At 26.8% G+C, this 19,800-nt stretch carries 14 protein-coding genes and 3 tRNA genes; 14 read left to right on the top strand and 3 right to left on the bottom strand.

Annotated elements, in window-relative coordinates; all coding sequences use genetic code 11:
- The first annotated feature begins 6 nt into the window (after positions 1-6).
- From OY14_00950 to OY14_00960, 3 genes are read left to right on the top strand one after another with little or no spacing between them, the layout of a single operon-like run.
- The gene (locus tag OY14_00950) at positions 7-840 is read left to right on the top strand and encodes an SAM-dependent methyltransferase (protein ID AJA90028.1); all 834 of its coding nucleotides are present in this window, start codon (positions 7-9) and stop codon (positions 838-840) included.
- Entirely contained in the window at positions 824-2,827 is a 2,004-nt protein-coding gene (locus OY14_00955) for a guanosine-3',5'-bis(diphosphate) 3'-pyrophosphohydrolase (protein ID AJA90029.1), read from the top strand. Before OY14_00950 ends, OY14_00955 begins: the two co-directional genes overlap by 17 nt.
- Positions 2,817-5,075: a membrane protein gene (locus OY14_00960; protein AJA90030.1), complete on the top strand. Its 2,259-nt coding sequence runs from the start codon at positions 2,817-2,819 to the stop codon at positions 5,073-5,075. The genes OY14_00955 and OY14_00960 overlap by 11 nt, the downstream gene beginning before the upstream one ends.
- On the opposite strand, the gene OY14_00965 is transcribed toward OY14_00960, so the two are convergent.
- Positions 5,072-6,157: a D-alanyl-alanine synthetase A gene (locus OY14_00965; protein ID AJA90031.1), complete on the bottom strand. Its 1,086-nt coding sequence runs from the start codon at positions 6,155-6,157 to the stop codon at positions 5,072-5,074. The genes OY14_00960 and OY14_00965 overlap by 4 nt on opposite strands.
- Before the next feature lie 16 nt (positions 6,158-6,173).
- Positions 6,174-7,685, bottom strand: a complete 1,512-nt coding sequence (locus tag OY14_00970) for a UDP-N-acetylmuramyl peptide synthase (protein ID AJA90032.1) — start codon at positions 7,683-7,685, stop codon at positions 6,174-6,176.
- Positions 7,686-7,799: 114 nt separating this feature from the next.
- Here OY14_00970 and OY14_00975 point away from each other — a divergent pair.
- From OY14_00975 to OY14_01005, 7 genes are all read left to right on the top strand, one after another.
- A tRNA-Cys gene (locus OY14_00975) sits at positions 7,800-7,872 on the top strand.
- Positions 7,873-7,959: 87 nt separating this feature from the next.
- On the top strand, positions 7,960-9,198 hold the full coding sequence (locus tag OY14_00980; GenBank protein AJA90033.1) for a hemolysin: 1,239 nt from the start codon (positions 7,960-7,962) through the stop codon (positions 9,196-9,198).
- A gap of 46 nt (positions 9,199-9,244) precedes the next feature.
- Complete coding sequence (locus OY14_00985; GenBank protein AJA90034.1) at positions 9,245-10,180, top strand: membrane protease HflK; 936 nt, start codon at positions 9,245-9,247, stop codon at positions 10,178-10,180.
- Positions 10,181-11,152 carry a membane protease HflC gene (locus OY14_00990; protein ID AJA90035.1) on the top strand — a complete coding sequence of 324 codons (972 nt, stop codon included), beginning with the start codon at positions 10,181-10,183 and terminating at the stop codon, positions 11,150-11,152.
- A 204-nt stretch (positions 11,153-11,356) separates the two neighbouring features.
- A tRNA-Phe gene (locus OY14_00995) sits at positions 11,357-11,429 on the top strand.
- A gap of 19 nt (positions 11,430-11,448) precedes the next feature.
- Positions 11,449-11,521, top strand: a tRNA-Phe gene (locus OY14_01000).
- A 28-nt stretch (positions 11,522-11,549) separates the two neighbouring features.
- The gene (locus tag OY14_01005; protein AJA90036.1) at positions 11,550-13,127 is read left to right on the top strand and encodes a hypothetical protein; all 1,578 of its coding nucleotides are present in this window, start codon (positions 11,550-11,552) and stop codon (positions 13,125-13,127) included.
- Here the strand turns inward: OY14_01005 and OY14_01010 are convergent.
- Positions 13,105-13,674, bottom strand: a complete 570-nt coding sequence (locus OY14_01010; protein ID AJA90037.1) for a methyltransferase — start codon at positions 13,672-13,674, stop codon at positions 13,105-13,107. The genes OY14_01005 and OY14_01010 overlap by 23 nt on opposite strands.
- Before the next feature lie 52 nt (positions 13,675-13,726).
- On the opposite strand from OY14_01010, the gene OY14_01015 reads away from it, so the two are divergent.
- The 4 genes from OY14_01015 (at position 13,727) to OY14_01030 (ending at position 19,796) form a co-directional block, all read left to right on the top strand.
- A complete protein-coding gene (locus OY14_01015) occupies positions 13,727-14,563 on the top strand; it encodes a nucleotidyltransferase (GenBank protein AJA90038.1) in 837 nt (278 codons plus the stop codon).
- Positions 14,550-16,262 carry a hypothetical protein gene (locus tag OY14_01020; protein AJA90039.1) on the top strand — a complete coding sequence of 571 codons (1,713 nt, stop codon included), beginning with the start codon at positions 14,550-14,552 and terminating at the stop codon, positions 16,260-16,262. Before OY14_01015 ends, OY14_01020 begins: the two co-directional genes overlap by 14 nt.
- A gap of 62 nt (positions 16,263-16,324) precedes the next feature.
- Positions 16,325-17,092 (top strand): hypothetical protein, encoded by a 768-nt coding sequence (locus tag OY14_01025; GenBank protein ID AJA90040.1) that lies wholly within the window; start codon positions 16,325-16,327, stop codon positions 17,090-17,092.
- Positions 17,085-19,796: a cell surface protein gene (locus OY14_01030; GenBank protein AJA90041.1), complete on the top strand. Its 2,712-nt coding sequence runs from the start codon at positions 17,085-17,087 to the stop codon at positions 19,794-19,796. Before OY14_01025 ends, OY14_01030 begins: the two co-directional genes overlap by 8 nt.
- The last annotated feature ends 4 nt before the right edge of the window (positions 19,797-19,800 follow it).

The raw sequence follows: 19,800 nt of genomic DNA on the forward strand, positions 1-19,800 counted from the left end.
AGTAAAATGAATATAAACGAAGTCATAAATTATGCTAAAAGTAAAAATTTAGATACAATAGAATCACTACTAATACTTGAATTAATTTTAAAAACAAAAAAAGAGTTAATAATTGCAAATATAAAAAAAGACTTAACAAAAAGAGAAAAAAAACTTTTTTTTGATCAAATAGATAAAATAGAAAAAGGAACTCCCATTCATTACATATTACAAAAGAAGGAATTTATGGGAATTGAATTTATTCTAAACAAGCACGTCTTAATTCCAAGATTTGATACAGAATGCTTAGTAGAAGAAGCCTTAATTCAAATCCAACAAAATAGCTTGAAAAAAATATTAGACTTATGTTGCGGCAGCGGGTGCATAGGACTTTCTATTGCCCATTACACACAAAAAAAAGTAATACTCTCAGATATTTCAACAAAAGCTTTGCAAATAGTTGCAAAAAATACAAAAAAGCTTAAGCTTGAAAAATTTGTAGAAATACTATGCTCTGATTTGCTAGAATGTATAAAGGGAAAGCTCGATATAATTATTACAAATCCCCCTTATTTAAACAAAAAAGAATTAGAAATGAAAAATAAAATCCTAAAAGAACCCACAAAAGCTCTTCTAGGATTTGGAAAAGACGGGCTTAAGATTTCTAAAAAAATACTAACGCAAGCAAAAGAAAAACTCAGCCCAAATGGATTGATAATAATAGAATCAGCTCCTTGGCAAATAAAAGGTTTAAGAGATTTTGCAAACAAAAAAGGATTTTTATATCTAAAAACCATTTATGATCTTGAAAACAGAGAAAGAGCACTAGTGTTAGGAAAAAGAAATGATACAAGCATATGAGATTGCACATTTAATAAAAATAAATGATCTTGAAAAAGCTAGAAATATTTTCAAAAAAACAGTTGAGAGTACTTACAAGGACGAATTTGAACGGAAAAACATATTCAAAGCTTTAGAAATAGCAGAACAGCTTCATTGTGGCCAATACAGAGAAAGTGGAGAACCTTATATTATTCATCCAATAATGGTTTCATTATTTCTTGCTAAATTCCAACTAGATTTTAAAGCAACTATTGCCGGACTACTCCATGATGTACTTGAAGATACCAATATTGAAAAAGAAGAAATCGTAAAAGAATTTGACGAGGAAATTTTAAGCTTAATAGATGGTGTAACTAAAATTCATGATTTACACAATAAAACTAGAAGCATAAAAGAAGCTAATACTATTTCAAAAATGTTTTTTGCAATGACGCATGACATTAGAATAATAATAATAAAATTGGCAGATAAACTTCATAATATGACAACTCTATCTTATTTGCCTAAAAATAGACAAGACAGGATTGCAAAAGATTGCCTTTCAACTTATGTTCCAATAGCAGAGCGTCTTGGAATCTCATCTCTTAAAACATATCTTGAGGATCTCTCATTTAAGCACCTTTATCCTAAAGAATATAAAGAGATCAAAAATTTTCTATCTGAGACAAAAATAGAAAGAGAAAAAAAATTATATAAAGGTAAATTATCAATAGAAAAAGAACTTCAAAAAAGCGGGATTGAAGCCGAAATTACAGTAAGATCTAAACACTTTTATTCAATATTTAGAAAAATGCAAACAAGAACAAACAAACTTACTCAAATTTTTGATACTCTAGGAATAAGAATAATTTGCAAAAAACAAAAAGAATGCTACGAGATATTAGAAATTGTTCACAGAGTGTGGAAACCAATCCCAGGAAGACTTAAAGATTACATTGCAAGTCCAAAAGAAAATAAATATCAATCACTACACACGACTGTAAGGATACCTGAGGACAACCAACTTATTGAAATACAAATTCGAACAGAAGAAATGGACAGAATTGCTAATTATGGGGTTGCAGCCCATTGGATATATAAAGAACAAATTGAGCTTAAAGCTGATGATCTTTCATTTATAAATCGCATAAAAAAATGGCAACAAGAATCAGCTAATAAAAGTCAATATTCAATGAATGATATACATAAAGAACTATTAAATACATTCATATATGTCTACACTCCAGAAGGAGAAGTAGTAGAGCTTCCATTTGGATCAAATTCAATTGACTTTGCATACATAATACACACAGATATTGGAGACCAAGCTCTTTATGCAAAAATAAATGGAAAAATAAGCTCAATTACAAAGCCACTCAAAAACGAACAAATTGTTGAAATATTCACATCAAAAGACTCAAAACCAGATGTAATATGGCTAAACAGTGTGAGAACAAAAAAGGCAAGATCAAAAATCAGATCATGGCTTAACAAAAATGACAACACAATTCTTGTAGACAACAATATTATTGCTTATCTTGTTGGAGCAAATAAAGAACAAAGAAAGCTTTTTAGCTTATTCAAATCTTATACCAAAAACAAAATAAAAAGAATTGCAATAGACTCTGAATGCAATCCTACAACAGGTGAAGATATTATCGGAATAATACATAAAGATGAGATATTAGTGCATAATGAAAATTGCCAAAAGCTCAAATACTATAAAAAAAATCAATTGATTGAAGTTGAGTGGGAAGCAACACCAACTAGAAAAGTACATCATATTATTTTACTTTTAAAAGAATTAAAAGGAATATTTAGTTATCTTGAAAACATTTTTACAATCAATGATGTGAGACTTATTAGTGAAAAAATAGAGGATTGTGGAAATGGACATGGAATAACAAACATAATAGTCTCATCAAATACTAAAAATATAACAAAAATTATTTCTGCTTTAAAAGAAAACCCAAATATCTTACAAATAATGCAAGTAGAAGAAGACATTAAAAATTATGATAATTAAAATATTATTATTGTTATTAATTAACCCAACAAGCGCCCCTATTGCACCAAATAAGATAGAAAAAAATATATCCAATTTAAACAATAAAATTACAAGCATAGAAACTGAAAAGAATATAAAGGCGCATATTAAAAAAATTAATCAATTAAGTAAAGGACAAGAAAAAATAATAAACACTTTTAATTATATAAAAGAATATTTTAATACAAATGAAATTAAATATATGGAATATTCTTTACAAGAAATTGGATTTATTGGATATTCGCAAAAAATAATACATTCCAAAATTAAAGGCAAAAGTGTATCTACTTACAATATAATCATTCCGATTAAAATACAAAATAATTTAAAAAATAATTTAGCAATTGGAATTGCTATTGAGTTTTTGAGTAAACTTAAAAATACTAACCCTGAAAACAATCTAAATTTTTTTTTTATTGAAGATGATTCTTTAGAACAAAATACAATAATTAGCAGCAGAATTTTGCTTAGCAATAATTATTTAGGGAAAAATACAAATACAATATACCTAATGCTAAGCGAAAATAAAATAAAAAATAAAATTTGCTTAGAAAATGAATCTTACATAACAAATTCAAAAACAAACTTGGAATTTTTAAAAGCTATTATAAAAAATTTTGAAAAAAATAAACTTGATTTTAATACAACAAAAATAACTGAAAAAAAATTAAACAATTTATATAATCTATATCGGGATGAATCAATACCATTTTTGATAATAAATAACAATTTAAAGTCTATATTAACCCGAAATAAAAATACTATTTTTGAAATTTATAAATCAATCGAAGAGGCATTAACTAGTGAGTACAAAAGTAAAAATACTGATGAGATACACTACATTATAATTGATGCACCTTTTAAAAAAATAATAATCAATGAAATTGCTTTAATAGCATTAATTTACATTTGTTACAATTTGATTATAATCGTATTTATTAGAAAATTTAAAGAAGCTGGATTGGTAATAAAGAAAGTAAAAAATAATTACTACAAATTGGTAAGATTATTTTTTACCCTATTTTTAAGCACATATCTATCGCTATTAATTACAAATAAAATATTTGTAAACTATGACAACACAACAGCCTATAACATAACAAATCCTAAATATCTTATAACTTTTTTTGCAACTTTACTTATACATAATCTTTTATCTCTTTTCACATATAATTTCACAATACATTTAAATTCAAGACAACTTAAATATCTGGCAATATCAACCTCTATTGTCGAACTAATAATATTAATGTTTATTAAAATAGAATTTATATTAATAATTATTATAAAAAGCATCCTGCTATTAATAAAACCAAACAAAAATAATATCATCCAAAAAATAACAGTAATAACCATTTGGATAATCAATTTTGTATTAACAACATTAATACAAAATACTACATCAATCACTAACACACTTACGCTAAGCTATATAATCTCAATTTGTCTTTTTTCTACTATACTTATTAACATCTCCGAACATTTAAAATCCAAGTTTTCAAAAATAAAACAAAATTTTAAAAAAGCTGAAAAACTTAGTCTTGTAACTTTTTTTTTAATAATTGCAATCATAATATCTAGCAATATTGATAAAAAACATGAAATACAAATAGAACAAACAGTTAGCTTTCCAGAAAAAACAAATAAAATAAAAATCGAATACCTAAAAGGTAATAAAAATCCCATCCAAATAATTTCAAATGATTTTAACTTAACCTTACAAGCAAACGAAAAAACATTAAAAACTAGCATTAAAGCCGATGATGACTTAATGAATATTGATTTTAAAAAAATAGATATAGCAGAAAGAGCTGTTTATAGCATAGATTTAGTTACTCAAAAAATTGCAAATCAAATCGAGCTGCATTTTAAAAACGCATCTAAGCTAATAATTTATCAAAGTAATACTCCTTATAAAATATTAGCTAATAAAATTATCTTTTCACTTAAAAATATTAATTCTAAAAAAACAACAATTGCATTCACTCTTAAATCTCAAGATGACATAGCATATGAAGCATTTGCAAATCTTCATACTAAAAAAAATCAAGTTAAAATTTACAATAAAACCACTAATAAAGAAGAAAAAAATATAAAAATAAATTACTCTTGCAGGATAAAATATTCAGGGATATTGCCTAAAGCAGAAAAATATAAAAATCTTGAATATTTCAAACTAAAAGATGATAAAGAGATTGAAAATCTAAAAACTTTAAAATTAAATTAATATTCAAAATTAATCCTTTTTTTCCTATTAATATAACTTTGAAAAGCATAATCAATTAAACTGTCTACCAAATCTTTAAACTGAAGACCATCATGACCACACATTTTAGAAAACATAGATATATCAGTAAATCCTGGAATAGTATTTATTTCATTAAGATAAATTGCTCCTGATTTTTTTTCAACAAAAAAATCAACTCTTGCCATACCTCTGAGTTCTAAATTCTTATAAGCAATAAAGGCATACTCTTTAATAGTTAATAACTGATTTGTTTCAAGGTTTGCAGGAATGTTAAAGATAATAGAATTCCCGGGCATAACAGAATATTTGGCATCATAGTCATAAAATATAAAATCCTGAACAACAACTTCCCCAGGAGAAAATATTTTCATCTTTTCGTTCCCAATAATAGAACATTCAATCTCTCTAGCATCAATAAATTTCTCTATTACAATAGTAAGGTCATACTTTAAAGCTTCATCAATAAAAGATTCAATCTGATTTTCATCATAAGCCACATTTATTCCAATCGAAGATCCTAATATTGCAGGCTTAACAATAACGGGATAGCCTAAAACTTCCTTTACATTTCTTTTTACATCCTCTTTGTCTAAAAGATAATCATATTGTCTAAATCCAATAAAAGGCACTAAAGGAATATTAAAACTTTTAAGCAAAAGTTTGCAAAAATACTTATTACTAGAAATGGCGCTTCCTAAAATACCAGCACCAACGCAAGGAATGTCCATAACTTTTAAAATTCCTTGAATAGCACCATCTTCTCCAGTTCTTCCATGAACAACAGGAAAAACAACATCAATTCCAAGATTTTTATTATTTGAAAAAATTCCAAAACCCGGCAATAAACTAACAGTAGGCAAAACATCTATATTAAGAGGTTTTGGAGACTCAGAAACAGAATCTAGTAAATACCAAATACCTGTAAACTTATCAATATAAACAGGATAAACATTGTATTTATTTAGGCCTAAAAGAGCTAAATAAATGCTATAAGCAGATTTACAAGAAATTTCATGTTCAAAAGAAACACCGCCAAATATTAACATAAGATTTTTTTTCAAGTAGATCCTCCTTTTCTTATTTCTCTAAACTTGAAATAGCATTTTTAACTATCTCTTTTTCATTCCAAAAAATTTCTCTATTTTCATAAATTATTGAACTTTCATGGCCTTTGCCTAAAGCTACAACCAAATCTCCTGCCTTTGCAAGACTTATTGCTTTTTCAATAGCCTGCCTTCTATTAGGAATAAGAAATAAATTCTGATTTACAACTTTATTCACAATTCCTTTCGCAATATCTTTAATTATACACATGCTATTCTCACCTCTTGGATCCTCATCGCAAAGCACTATTAAATCAGAATAAATATCTGAAATTTGTCCTTGCAAAAATCTTTTTGCAACATCTCTTTCTCCTGCAGAACCAAAAACAGCAATCAATCTATTTTTAGCAAATCTTTTAAAAATAGGGAAAAGTTTAGAAAAAGCACCCGGGGTATGAGCATAATCAATGATTACAGAAAAATTTTGCCCCAAATTAATGCTATCCATACGACCATCAAGACTTTTAATGCAAATAAGCTTGTCAACAATTTCTTGAATATCGCTATTTAAAATTTGAGAAACTACAATAAGAGCAGCCATTATATTCTCAACATTAAAGCTCCCCAATAGGTTGACATTAGCAGAATATTTAACTCCTTTGTAATAAAATTCAAATCTGGTAGAATCTATTTTTTCATCAATAAAACTGACAAAAAAATCTGCTTGGCTACTTTTTAAGCTATAAGTAAAAGACTTTTTAACAGCGTTCTTAAACTCAGAAGAATAAGAGTCGTCAAGATTAACAACACCAAAACCATCGTCATCCTTAACAGATCGAAAAAGGCCTAATTTCACATTTAAATAATTTTGGATTGTACCATGAAATTCAAGATGTTCATGTCCAATATTAGTAAAAACAACAGCAAAATAATTAACATCAATAAGCCTTGCTGTTTCAAGATCAAGCCCATGAGAAGTGGATTCAAGAATTGCATATTGAACGCCATTTCTAACCATATTGCTTAAAATTAAATGTATTTCTGTAGACTCAGGAGTTGATTGCCTATAAGGATTTTTAATCAAACTCCCACTCCCATCATCAAAAAAGACTGTCGATATAAAACCTACTTTAACGCCCTTTTTTTTAAAAAGTAAGTATATATAATAACAAACAGAACTTTTACCGTCAGTACCAGTAACTCCAATAACTTTTAATTTTTTTGAAGGCTCATCATAAAAAACATTTGAAAAATTAGACATAAATTTTCTTATGTTTAAACCATCTACCTTAATATAAGTAACATTGGATCTGTAAAAATCTAAATCTCTTGAATACACAATAACATTGCTACCCTTTTGAATTGCCATTTCAATAAAATCATGTCCATCAAAATGGATTCCTGAAAGAGCAAAAAACACGTACCCGGATAAAACCAATTTAGAACTGTAAGTAGCTCCTAATATCTCTAAATCAAGAGAACCTTTTACATGTTTTATTAAATCCTGATCTAATTTTAATAAAACATCATTAAGTTTTTTATTCATACATTAAAATTTTACATAAAACTAATAAAAATAGCTAAGAAATTTAAAATTATGCTTCAACAGAAAATATATTTACAATTTTCTATTTTTTTAATAAACTAAGCAATGTTACAAGGCGCTGTACCCAAGTGGCTAAGGGAGAAGTCTGCAAAACTTTGATTCGCCGGTTCGATTCCGGTCAGCGCCTTCTAAAAACCAAGTCAAAAATATTTTTATTGCTTAGGATATGCAATTTAAAGCATTTTTATTAAAGATAAATTAAAATAATACATATATGTTAGAATTAATCGTGATATTACTATTTATAATATTATCTGCCATTTTCTCAGCATCCGAAACAGCTTACACTTCTTTAAGCATAATTCAGATACAAGATCTAAGAAAAAAAGGCAAATCAGGAATATCGGTATACAACCTGGTTCAATCACATTCAAAATTAATCACCACCATTCTTATTGGCAACAACATATCAAATATTGTTGCAACCACACTTACAACAAAATTTGTACTTGAAAAATATGGAAATAGCGCCCTTGCAATTTCAACAGGTCTAATCACAATAATCGTTTTAATTTTTGCAGAAATACTTCCAAAACAAATTGCAATTCTAAATAATGAAATTATTGCCTTATCAACTTCATTTTTTTTAAAACCATTAATTTTCTTATTTGGTCCATTAATATATATAATAAACGAAATAATAAAAAAAATATTAAATATCTTAAAAATTAAAACAAGCCATAAAATGACTAAAGAAAGCATAAAAAGCATGCTCTCTTTAGCAGGAAATTTAGGAATTTTAAAAAACGACTCTAGAATATTTATGCAAAAAATGTTAGACATAGATCAAGTAAGAGCTTCTGAGATAATGACTCACAGAACAGAGGTTTTTTCACTCTCAAGCTCATCGAAACTAAAAGATGTAATTAAATTGATCAAAGAAGAAGGATACTCCAGAATTCCTATATACAAAGGACAAAACAGAGAACAAATAATTGGAATTTTAATAGCTAAAGACCTCATCGAAATCAATAAAAAGGATATGAATAAAAACGTTTCTCAATTTATTAAACCAGCTGTATTTGTACAACAAAACAAAAGAATAAAAGACATACTAGATATTATGAGGAAAAAACAAAAAATAATGGCAATCGTAATTGACGAGTATGGCGGTTTCTCAGGAATACTTACAATAGAAGATATAGTAGAAAAAATTTTTGGAGCAATCTCTGATGAATATGACATTAAAGAAGAAAAAACTCTAATTACCAAAATTAACGACAATACTTACTTAATACTTGGCGAAACTACTTTTGACGAGATTGAAGAGACAATTGGAATATCTATTAAGCACAAAGAATACACAAATACAATTGGGGGTTACTTAATAGATCTACTTGATAAAATACCAACAAAAGAAGAAACAGTAAAAACAAAAGATGGGGAATATTTTATTAAGGAAATTCAAAACAATAAAATTGAAACAATAACTTTTATCAAATCTAAAAAGTAGCGATAAAAGTCGTTTACAAAATAATTAAAAACATTGGGAGAAACAAATGTTTGACATAAAACAAATTTTTAATAAAACTTATGAATACTTGATAATTATTATTACTTTAATACTAGTATCAATAATAATTATTGCAAACATATTCATAGTTGGACCATCAGAAGAAGCGATTGTACTTCGTCTTGGCAAACTTAACAGAACTCTTGACTCAGGAATACATGTAAAGATTCCATTAATTGAAGAAAAATTTATTGTGCCAGTCAAAATAGTCCAAGAAATTAAATTTGGATTTATAATATCTCCAAACAACATCAGAGAAAGTGATAATGTTAACGATGAGGGTATGATTATTACTGGCGATTTGAATATCATAAATATCGAATGGCTAGTGCAATACAAAATAAGAGATCCTTATTCATTCAAGTTTAAAGTAGAAGATCCTGAGACAACAATTAAAGACATTGCAAAATCGTCGATGAATAGATTGATTGGAGATAATACCATTTTTGAAATAATCAATGATAACAGAGTAGGAGTAACAGAAGGCGTTAAATCTTCCATGAATGAAATAATTGATAATTACAATTTGGGAATTGATGTAGTGCAAGTACAAATTAGAAATGCCCTACCCCCAAAAGGCAAAGTTTACGAAGCTTTTGAGGATGTAAACATAGCCATTCAAGACAAAAATAAATTCATTAATGAGGGGAAAAAAGAATTTAATCAAATAGTTCCAAAAATTAAAGGTGAAGCATTAAAAGTTATTGAAGAGGCCCGAGGATACAAAGAAAGTAGAATAAACAATGCACTAGCAGACACAGAAATTTTTAATGCCATACTAGATGCTTACACAAAAAATCCTGATATTACAAAAGAAAGACTTTACAATGAAACTATGAGAGAAATACTTGAAAACAAAGATAATATTGAAATAATTGATAAAAACTTAAAAAATTTCCTACCATTTAAAGAGGTAAAATAAATGAAATTTATAATAAATTTTTTATTGTCTACTGCAAAAATTATAACTTTTACAGTAGTAATTTGCTTAACTATTTTGTCTATTTTCCAACCAATTTATATTTTAAAAGAAAATGAAATTTCAATAACCACTCGACTTGGAAAGATTCAAAGAACTGAAAATTTAGCTGGACTTAAATACAAAATCCCATTAATTGAGAATGTACAAATATTCCCTAAAATTATTCTTAGATGGGATGGAGAACCTCAAAGAATTCCGACAGGGGGAGAAGAAAAGCAATTAATATGGATCGATACAACAGCTAGATGGAAAATTGCAGACATAAATAAATTTTATACAACAATAAAAACAATGAATAGAGCTTACATAAGAATTGACGCAGCAATTGAACCAGCTGTTAGAGGTGTTATTGCAAAATATCCTTTGCTTGAAATCATAAGAAGCTCAAACGATCCAATTCAACGCTTAGCTAATGGAGTATTAACTCCACAAGAAGCAAAAATTGATAGTATCTATAAAATAACAAAAGGACGAAAGATAATAGAAAAAGAAATAATTAGTATAGCAAATGGCAATACCAAGGATATCGGAATTGAGATTGTAGATGTACTAATCAGAAAAGTTACTTATGATCCAAGCCTTATTGAATCTGTAAACAACAGAATGATTTCAGAAAGACAACAAATAGCAGAAGAACAAAGAAGTATGGGACTTGCTGAAAAAACAGAAATTCTTGGAAGCATAGAAAAAGAAAAGCTAAAGTTATTAAGCGAAGCAAAAGCCACTGCTGCAAAAATAAAAGCTGAGGGAGACCGGGAAGCTGCAATAATTTATTCAAATGCATATGGTAAAAATATTGGATTTTACAAATTTTGGCAAGCATTAGAAAGCTATAAAGCAGTATTAAAAGATAAAAGAAAAATCTTCTCAACAGACATGGATTTCTTTAAATATCTGCACAATAGAAATTGACAATTTAGTTTATAAATTTTTTCTTTAAATAACTGTAAAGTAAAAATCCTAAAACACTGTTATTTTAAATTAAAATAGCGGTGTTTATTTTCAAATTCAAAACTAGCTATAAACCATCTTTTAGCACTATATTGAAAATCAAAATTTTTAAAGAGTTGACAAACATATATACTTATGAAAAAATTAAAGTATTAGAATAAAAAGGCTGCTGTAGCTCAGTTGGTAGAGCATAGGACTGAAAATCCTTGTGTCAGGAGTTCGATTCTCCTCGGCAGCATATTAATTAAATTGCAATTGTCGCTGTAGCTCAGTTGGTAGAGCATAGGACTGAAAATCCTTGTGTCAGGAGTTCGATTCTCCTCGGCGACATTTATTTAAAGATTAAAAGGATTCCAAAGTGATACTTAAAGAAATAAAGCAAATAAAAGACCTAAGTGAAAAAGACATAATTTTTGCAGGAATAGGAAATTTATCAAAACTTGGCACAAGAGTAACTGAAAAAATTATTAAAATTCTCTCTAAAGGTAATACGCCATACATTCCCGTAATAAAAAAAGAAGAAAATGTATCATATGAAGACCTGATAAAAAAAATAAATGAAGACATTTTAAATGATGACCTTAACTATTTAAGAGAAAAGCTAATAGATAATCTAAAAGACGTATATAAACCCTTTAAAGAAGACGACCCAATATTTTTTAACAAAGGTAAAAAACCACTCATGAAAATAAATACGTTAATGGAGACTGAGCCTAATCAAATTTATTGGAAAGAAATATTGGAAGGAAGCTTTAAAATACTGCCAAGACACAAGATAATATCTTTGCAAAAAATCTTATTAGAAATATATCATTATTTTGATGTCCAAAAAATTAGAACAAAAGAAAACCTTAAAGATAAAAAAACTTTAAAAAAATTATATTTATATTCTGCTAGAAGAGACTTCGAATTTTTTAAAGGAAAAGTTAAAACAGAAGGCGATTCAATATTACTACACTCAGTTGACACAACAATTTATTTTCTAATTACAATCGCAAATTTGAACAAAATAAGATCTTTACAAAATGCTCCTCGTTCAACTGTCAAATTTTTCCTTGACAAAACTGAATATACCGAATTTACAGAGTTTTTTTATGCAGAAGACATGATACTACAAGCTGCACTCGGTTCATTGCTACATTCAATAGGATTAATGCATATAACAATATTAGAAAGCATAGGAAATAAGATCAGTCTTAAAGACAAAAATTTAAAAGAACAACACAAATTAAAAATAGAATACTTGGAAAAAAATATTAACATTGCTAAGAATTTATTTAGAACAAGAGAAGATATTTCAGCCATTACAAAAATGATAATCAATGGACAAAAAGACTACCTTGATGCCACAGGATATCCACAATCAAAATCAAACAAATTTATTCATGAACTTGTTAGAATTTTTTGCATAATAGATACTTACGATGAATTGGTAAATCCAATAATACTAAAAGAAAGCGTCAATCCTTTAGAAACTGTTAAGTTCTTAATAGAAAATAGCGGAGAATATTGTTGGAGTAGAAAAGACCCAAACGAGCAGACAAAAAACAAAAAATTTGACATTAAAATGCTAGAAAATTTTTTAACAATACTTGCACCTTTTGATTATGGACAAATACTAAGTATAAGCAAAAAAGATACCGCTGAGAATCTTTTTAAAGCTGCTGTTATTGAATACAAAATGGACATTATGCCAAATTTATCGATAATAAACAAAAAAGAACAAACTTACAAAATAGGAGAAATAATAATGGATTTTGGCAACAAGGAAATTTTAATCAAAGATGCAAATGGAAATTACAAAAAAAATCCATTAAAAAATATTGATGATTTTGTAATAAAAAATAACATTCCAGAATTAAATAAAAATGAAATACAACTTATTCTCTTTAGTGATGAAAGAAAATTAAATCCTACAGTATTCTCAAAAAAATAAGTTTTGATCCTCCATATCTTTTCAAATTATAAACTGAAAGCTTTGATGTATTTATATCCAAATCCTCGCTAAAAGGACAATGCATAATAATATTAACTTTATCGTTTAAAATTTTACCTTTTAAAATAATCTCAAGTAAGTTAACTTTATTTTTATAATTAAAAGGGGGATCAAGATAAATAAAATCATAAAAAAGATCTTTTTTGCCCAAAAAATCTTCTGCTGTTTGGAAAAAAAACCTATAAGGTTCTTCAACAAAACTAAAATTTTTCACTAATGCAATTTTAGTTTTTTTATTACATTCGACAAGGTGAGCAAGTCCGGCTCCCCTACTAAGAGCTTCAACAGACATTATTCCAGTTCCCGCAAAAACATCTAGAAATTTTGAGTTAATAATATCTTTAAAAATAATAGAAAAAAATGCTTCTCTGACAAGAGACATCACGGGGCGAACACCACCTGTTTTAGGAAATAAAACTTTTCTACCTTTATATTTACCCGAACTTACATACATAAATGAAGATTTTAAACCAATTTTAAAAAACATTAAATATACAAAATTAAATTTTTGCTATAATCTTATTTTAAGAGAGAAAAGTATGAAAGGCATTATTCTAGCAGCTGGGTATGGAACAAGATTTTTACCAATAACAAAAACAATTCCAAAAGAAATGCTACCAATTTTAAACAAACCAGCCATAGATTACATTATCCAAGAATTTATCGATTCAGGAATAAAAGACATTTTAATAATAAGCTCAAGACGAAAAAAAGTTCTTGAGGATTATTTTGATAAAGAAATTGAACTCGAAAATATTTTTTTAAAAGAAAATAAAAAAAATGAATTAGAAATGATCAAAAACAAAAACATTAATACAAGTTTCATAAGGCAAAAAGAAATGTTGGGCACAGGAAATGCACTACTTTATGCAAAACCTTGGATAAATAGAGAACCTGTGATTGTAGCTTATCCTGACGATCTTCACATAGGAAATACCCCATTAAGCTTACAATTGATCAAGCTTCATGAAAAAACTGGTCAAAATATATTATCTATTATTGAAAATCCAGAGAATCTAAACAGATATGGGATAATAGATCTCTACAAAGATAAAATACATGTAAAAAATATTGTTGAAAAACCAAAAATTGGAAGTGAGCCCAGCAATAAAGCATCTATTGGAAGATTTTTGTATAACTATGAGTTTTTTGAACATTTAGAAGAAGGATTCAAATTGCACCAAAAAGGGGAATATTACCACACTTATGCTTTAAAAAAGCTGATGGATCAAAAAAAAGTATTATATAAAAATATTGAGGGGAAAAGAATTGACATAGGTACTATTGAAGGTTATTTAGAAGCAATAATAAATTTCGCAAAAAAAGATAAAAATCTAATAAAAATTATAAAAAAAGAGATTAATGAAAACGATTAAAAGGGATCTAGAATTTTACGATTCCCTTACCACATTGAAGAAATACATAATCAAATATATAGAAGAAAAAGTTTTAAAATATAGTATTTCTTCCCAACTTTACAAATTAGAAAAAACAGAAATAATCGAACTTATAAAGATTAGCAATAATTATGAAAAGGAAAAAAATGCATTAAACACTTCACTTGAAGAATATTTTTACAAAAAAACTCAAAATGAAATAATTAAAAAATGGATACTAGAAATAATAAGAAATAAAAACTTATCTCAAATAAGCAAAGAAACTAATTTCAACACAAAAAAGATGGGAATACAATATAAATTAAAATCCAATAACTTTTTAAAACTCATTGAAATACAAAATAATCCTTATTATTCTCAAGAAAAAAAAGATATTTACAAACAAATGATATTAAATTTTTCTAGCAATATTAACATTGCCAACTTAGAGCAAACAATAGATATCCTAATAGCTGTAAGAAACAAAAATAAAACTAAAATCTTAAGCATATTAAATAAGAATTTAAAAAATCAATCAGAGAATCAAAAAATTTTTAAATCAAGCTTAATCAACAAAGAAAGTAGGCTAATAAAACTAAAAAAAATACTCATTCTTACATATTGGCCAGTCGGATGTTTGAGTAAAAATATTTTTATCAAAATTATAATAAAACATTACAAGTTCTTGGAAGAAGAAATTTTAGCACTAAAATACAATGAAATTTTAAAATATTTACGTGCAATCAAAACTTTAAATCTTAACGAAATTTTTTATAAAGGTTCGAATAAAAATATCAACTTTAATTATTTTTTCAGTGATTTTACACAATACACCCCAAAAGATTTTAAAAATACATTAAAATGTTATTTATATATAATTGAAAAAACAATAACAAAAAAGTATTTAAATTGGTTTTTTAAAGATAAAATTTCGAACAATTGGGAAGCCTTCATAGATGCTCTTGAATACATTGAAAAATACAAGTTAATCAACATAAAAGAAAAAATCAAAGAAATTATAACTGCAAAACTTCAAGCAGAAGATTTTTTTATATCCTTTGACAAAACAAATTTCAACCCTTACGAAAGCTCCATCATATTTAAAGAAAAATATATTAAAAACATATTCTTAAAAAGCATTATGAGTTATGTCAAAGAAAATTCTCAGAATATAGAAACTTATGGATGGATTGCATTCTACATTTATGCTGATTCCAAGGATAAAAAAAATTTTTGTCAACACATGAAAGAATTTTTCAAAAATAAAAACTTCGAAGTACAAAATCAAATATTTGTATATTTTCTATCTTTTTATCCAAATATCGAAAATGAGCATTTCAATTTTATATCAAATATGCTACTTTACCTTGACGAAAATAAAATTGCAATACCTAAAAAAATAATAAAAATGCAAAAAATAAATCCCAATCAGTTAGATTACCAAAAATCATATCTTTTAATAAAATTATTAAAAACAAGATCAAGAATTCTAAAAATTATTCTCAAAAATATAAGATTTAATCTTATTGAAAAAATAAAAGATGAAAATGAAAAACAATTATTACCTGCAATATACTATTTGATATATTGTGAGAATCTGGTAGAATTAAAAAACAATAAAGAGATAAAATCTAATGAAAAAAATGGCTTATTAGAATTTATTTCTTTTTTTCAAAACAAAATTGGAACAAGAAAATAAATTTTAAAAAAATTTATGGAATCTGAAGACATTACATCTAAAATAAATATAATGGGAACAAAATGAAGATTTATTTATTGTTAAATAAAAATTTTACAATTTTTATTTTATTTCTAATTTTAATATTTAATTCAAAATTGGCATATTCTCAAAGGCTAATTAGAATTGGCAAAGAAGAAATGAAAAACAAAAATTACATTCAAGCAATTGAAACTCTAAGCGACGCTATTAAAAAATATCCAAAAGTACAACTAGGCTACTACTTTTTATCAGTAGCATACAGAGAAAATAACCAACTAACAGAAGCAGAAGGAGCTCTGCTTGATGGAATTGCAATAGGAGGTGAGATTGATTACATACTATATTATGAATTAGGCAACATAATGTTTAACAGAGGAGAAGGTTATTACCCTCTAGCAATAAAATATTATTCTAATTCTATCAAAAGTAAGCCCAATTATGACAGCGCACTACTAAACAGAGCTAATGCTTATGTTCAACAGGGCAAAATAACATCTAAAGAAAAAGAATATCAAAAAGCCTGGGATTCATATACTATGGCTATCCACGACTATTCACAATTTATTACCCTTAGGTCAAAAACAGAAAAAAAAGACAACATTTTGCTTATAATAAGCTATTTAAGAGATGAAAAAATTAATCTTGAAAAACTTGACAAAAGTTTAAAAGGACGTGCTGAGCATATTGTATACGCAAAAGAAGATAAAAATAAAATACTCAAAGATAGTTTTAAAGACAGCCTAGAAACAAATTCTTTAATTGAGCTAGAAAAACTTAACTGGCAAGAGGAGTTATACATAGATGAATAAAAAACGTACAAATTTTTCAGTATTATTGCTTTTAATTTTTTTACTTATCTCATCATTTGGAGGCTTTGGTTACTATATATACCAAAGCAAATTAAACGACAAAAACCAAGAAATAATGCTAAACGAAATTAAAAACAGTATAATAGAAAGAAACTATAAAAAAGCATATTCTGTTGCAAAACTTCTGCAAGACAAATACCCTCAAAATGAAGACATTTCAATGCTTACAAATACACTAGCAGAAATTGCTAATAGCAGCCCTTTTGAATCAAACGACTTACAAAGAGATTCTGCAAATCAAATATTAGACAAAATCAAAGGCCAAGATAATACAAAAACAAATGAAAACGAAAATTTTGATATAGCATTTAATAATAGATACATTAAAGACACCGCAATAACAGAAAACTACTCTAACAGGGCAGATGACATTGGCATTGAAGATGAAGACATATCTGAATTTAAAAAAAGCAAAATCCCAGAAAAAATAAACCCAGATACAAAACCAAAAGAAGAAAATCAAACAATACAACCTCTAAATCTTAAATCAAATATTAATGACCAAAAAAATTTATTTAATCTGGAAAAGATAAAAAAAAAATTAAATGAAAAATCAAACAGTGAGAATATCTTAGACAAATCTCAAAAAATAGAAAATGATAAGCAGAACATAGATTTTCCCAAAGAAAAAAATCCAGAACATATTTTTAAAAAAACAGACATCAATAAACATCCAGACAATGATAATACTACACCTTTAAAAAAAATTCCTTCAGACCCCCAAAAAGAAAGTGATCTTTCTCCACCCAGTCAAACAATAATTGGAAAAATCCAAAGACCATATAGTTACTTGATAAAAAAAGAACTCTATGAAATATTAGATGACATTAATACAGGCAGGGTAAAACTTGGAAAAAACAGATTAAAAGAATTAATTAAAAAAGGCTTAAGCAATAAATTCCAAAAAGTAAATGAATTGATTGAAAGTTTAAAAAATAAAGATGCTTCTAATTTACTATTAACCTTAATAAAAAAAGATATTGAACCAAATCTAGTCAATATACCAAAAGATCCTTACAAAAAAGACATCCCCAAATTAAATAAAAAAGACAAGAAAAATCAACACTTGGAAGACCTTAAATCTAAAGTTTATTCAATAAAACCTGTTGATCTTGAAAACACAAAAACCCGTCAGCAAGCCCTTAAGGATTTAAACGAATTCTTAAAAACAAACCCTAACGACACTTATGCCTCTAAAGCTTTAGCTCAAGCTAATAAAATACAACACTTGGAAGACCTTAAATCTAAAGTTTATTCAATAAAACCTGTTGATCTTGAAAACACAAAAACTCGTCAGCAAGCCCTTAAGGATTTAAACGAATTCTTAAAAACAAACCCTAACGACACTTATGCCTCTAAAGCTTTAGCTCAAGCTAATAAAATACAACACTTGGAAGACCTTAAATCTAAAGTTTATTCAATAAAACCTGTTGATCTTGAAAACACAAAAACTCGTCAGCAAGCCCTTAAGGATTTAAACGAATTCTTAAAAACAAACCCTAATGACATTTATGCCTCTAAAATTTTAGCGCAAGCTTATGAAAATAGTAAAGATTTGCCAAAAGCAGAAAATTTATATGAAAAAATTGCAAACCTCACAAATACTCAAGAAGATTTCTATAAACTTGGAATAATTAGATTCAAGCTTAAAAAGTATGAACATTCAATAAAATCATTTGATCAAGCAATAAAACTAAACCCAAATCATAAAAAAGCGCATAATAACAAAGGAATAGCTTTAATGATGCTAAACGAAAACAAAAAAGCAATAGAATCTTTTGAGAAAGCCATACAAATTGATAAAAATTATGACATTGCCTACTACCAAAAAGGAATAGCAGAGGAAAAAAATGGCAATATGCAACAAGCATTTACCAGTTTTACAAATGCCTACAATCTCACTAAAAAACTAAATTATGCATTAAAAGCTGGAATAATAGCAAACAACTTAGGCAACTTCAAAAAAAGTGAAGAATATTTAAGCTTTTTTAATGAAAATGCAAAAAAACATAACGAAATTGCTATTTATAACCTATCAATAGCAAAATTTGAGAACAATAAACTTGAAGAATCTCTTGAAACCATAAACAAAGCCATTAACTTAAATCCAGAAAAAAGCGAATATTTATATTTAAAAGCATCTATAAATCTTAAAAACAAAAATTATCAAAATGCCATGTCACTTTACAGTTTAGTAATTGAAAAAAACCCTGAAAATATTTCAGCCTATATAAATCTAGCAAAGGCATACGAAAAAACAGGAAATAAAACTCTAGCAATCTCAACTCTTGAAAAGATAATAAATAAAAACAATAAATTAGCCTTAAACAATCTTGGAATACTTTACAAAAAAGAAAAAAATTATCAAAAAGCAATTGAAATTTTTGAAAAAGCAATAACCAATTCAGATATTGAAGCAAAATATAATCTTGCAACCACCTTGATTGAAATGAATGACAACACAAGAGCTAAAGACCTTCTCAAGGAATACACAAAATTAAAACCAAACAATCCAGAAGCCTTGCATGCACTAGGAATAATAGAATACAACGAAAATAACAATGATCAAACATTAAGAGAACTTATCAAAAAATTTCCAAATTACAAAAAAAATGAAAATATTAAAAAAATAATAGGAATATAAATTT

It is taken from the genome of Borreliella chilensis (assembly GCA_000808095.1).
Classification (GTDB): Bacteria; Spirochaetota; Spirochaetia; order Borreliales; family Borreliaceae; genus Borreliella; species Borreliella chilensis.